The 2,775-nt window shown below is 41.0% G+C and carries 1 protein-coding gene and 1 pseudogene; both read left to right on the top strand.

The genetic code is table 11. The features are described 5' to 3' along the window. Window positions 1–1,194, top strand: a pseudogene (locus F8S12_RS21475) (serine/threonine protein kinase); the annotation flags it as partial. Between the two features lie 832 nt (window positions 1,195–2,026). Then, window positions 2,027–2,775, top strand: a 749-nt coding sequence (locus tag F8S12_RS21470; protein ID WP_269144837.1) for a calcium-binding protein, incomplete at its 3' end; no start/stop codon positions are given.

The following is a 2,775-nucleotide window of genomic DNA, read 5'->3' as shown; positions in this document are numbered from 1 at the left end:
CCAACATCCGCCACCGTCGCCATCTCCTCACCTTCCCCATCCCCCACCCTGCGGGAAGCTAAAGCTACATTTTCTTCAGTCCCTCAGCCCGCAAGCTGGTGGACACCAACAAAAACCTTCTTAGTGACGCTGGTAGTAGCTGGTACTGCTGGATTAGTTTTCTGGGGACTGAATAGCAACCGCGATGTCGGGCAAGTCCAACCTACTCCCACAGCTAGCCCAATTCCAACCAGTAACCAACCGACTGATCCCTTAGCACAATATTCAGCAGCAGAACGGCAGCGTAAAGAAAGATTAAGCGATCGCCGTCAACAGTTGAGTATTGAAGAAAATTTCTATGTTAATTTGGTGAATCAAGTTTTTTGGGACAGAAATCCCAGTTTACGGGGACGCACTCTCAGCGATCGCCCTGAAGACGAGGGTTTGCGTGCAGAATGGGATAAAACAGCTTCAGAATTGCTGGAAAAGCTAGCACCACTGAGTTCAAATACACGCCGACAACTGGGAACTTATACAACTGCTGAACGCGATCGCTGGAAAGTAGAAGTCAATAAAATCAACGTTGGTAGTCGTTCTTTATATGATTTGGGAGACGCTGCTTTCTTAAGTGTATTTTCTGAGCAGCGTGGTAAAGATTTTCGATCTCAGCCCATTGGACAAGTTTGGTACGGATTTGTGAGCGATAAACTCAGTGCTATCCTCGCCGGTAGCGCTTTCCAGAAACTTGTCTTTGAGCCAGATGCGATCGGTAAAACAGTCAGTGGTACTCTTCAAGCTGGTGGTGGTAAAGTGTTCATTGCTGAACTTGCCAAACAGCAATCTTTGGAATTAAAGCTACAAGCAAATTCTCAAATTTTATTATCAGTCTATTCACCCTCTGGCAAAATCAAATTTTTAGAAGATTCTACCCAGCGCACTTTGTCAACTAAATTAACAGAAAACGGATTTTACGAGTTTGTCGTCGTTTCCACAGCATCGAAACCAGTAGATTATCAGCTCAATATTATAGCGGAAACTCCCACCCCACCCGCATCGCCAACGCCCACGCCTACACCAACTCCCACGCCAACTCCCACGCCAACTCCCACGCCAACTTCTACGCCAACTCCCACGCCAACTTCTACGCCAACTCCCACTGAAACCTCCACACCTACACCTACACCGACACCGACGCAGGAGGCAACGCCTCAGTAGAGAGTCAATATAGTTCGGTTAAACTCAAAAAATAAAAGTATGTAGGTTGGGTTTCGTCTCTCAACCCAACCTACGCAGTCTAAGCTTTTTAGGTCTAACTGAACCGTATTGAAACTGCTTAGTGACCGGCCATCGCTAATTTTGCGATCGCAAATAACTATATAAAATTTATGTAAAGCTCAAGTGTTATTTAGCGCCAAACATTTTTGAATAGATATATAATTTTAACTTATCTATTTAAAATTGTTTTCTGTAATATAAAATATTTTTCTAATTCAAGATAATATTTTTCTGTAATATAAAATATTATTTTGAAACGTAACTTAACGACAATACCCCGTTAAGCTAAGAAACTTGCAACGTTCACCAAAAAAACCAATAGATTGGAGAAAAATATTTAATTAAAGCTTAAAAACTATATATCAATGTATTATGAATCTTATTTATTAAAATTTTAAAGATTTGGTAAATAAGTTTATGTAACCTTATACTTCATGATAAATAAATAACTAGATTGGGTTCAAAAAATTTGGAAAAACAACCAAAATATTTGACCTAATTACTTATCCATTTGGGTAATCAATTAGGACTTTCAAGAAATAAATTATCTAATTTTATAGAGTAGGCGTTTCGTTTGCCTGCAACTAAAGCCAGCTTATTTGGGGCAGCTCACAATAAGTAGTTGGATATTTTTTTGTTTAGAACTTCCTAACCAAATAATTAATGTTTCACAACATTAGATTACGCAAATGGCAAGTAATCTACATTGAACTGATGAATAGTTCTTTGACTAAGACTGAACTTACATAGTGAGAAATTTAGGAAAAATAACATGGCATTTATTTTCGGCACTACAGGTTCTGACACAAGAAATGGGACTTCGAGAAGTAGCACTATTTCGGGAAATGACACTATAGTTGGTTGGGCTAATGGAGGTGATGCCAATAGTATCTCCGGTAACGATACTTTGAATGGTTTGACTGGTGACGATTCACTTGCAGGTGGGACATCAAATGACAGTTTAAGTGGTGGAGATAACAATGACACACTTGATGGGGGCACAGGAAACGACATTCTAAACGGTGGTGCAGGGACAGACACCTTCATAGGCAGTCAGGGTAACGACAGCATTGATGGCGGAGATGGCATTGATACCGCAGACTACAGGCAACTAGGTCAAATAACCTTGTCAGGTGTCGGAACTATTGTCAAAGCTGGGGGATTGGGGCAAGACCAACTCTTTAAAGTAGAAAGGATTATTGCTAGTGCTAATGTTGCCAACAACACCATAGATGCATCCCAATCTTTGTCAGGAGTATCTATCACCGTTAACCTGCAAACTCAAAGTTTGGCTGCCAATAACGTTCCTGGTTTGGGAACATTGCCATTTACTGTAGTCAACTTTGATAATGTCATCGGCACAAATGCAAATGACAGCATTATTGGCGATACCCAAAATAACCAATTATCCGGTAATAATGGCAATGACACAATTAATGGGGGCGCAGGAAACGACACTCTAAACGGTGGTGCAGGCACAGACACCTTCATAGGCAGTCAGGGTAACGACAGCATTGATGG

Origin of the sequence: Nostoc sp. WHI (genome assembly GCF_015714725.1) — a bacterium.
Lineage (GTDB): Bacteria > Cyanobacteriota > Cyanobacteriia > Cyanobacteriales > Nostocaceae > Nostoc.
Note: the sequence above shows the minus strand (reverse complement) of the source record. Positions and strands in the feature narration are given on the sequence as shown.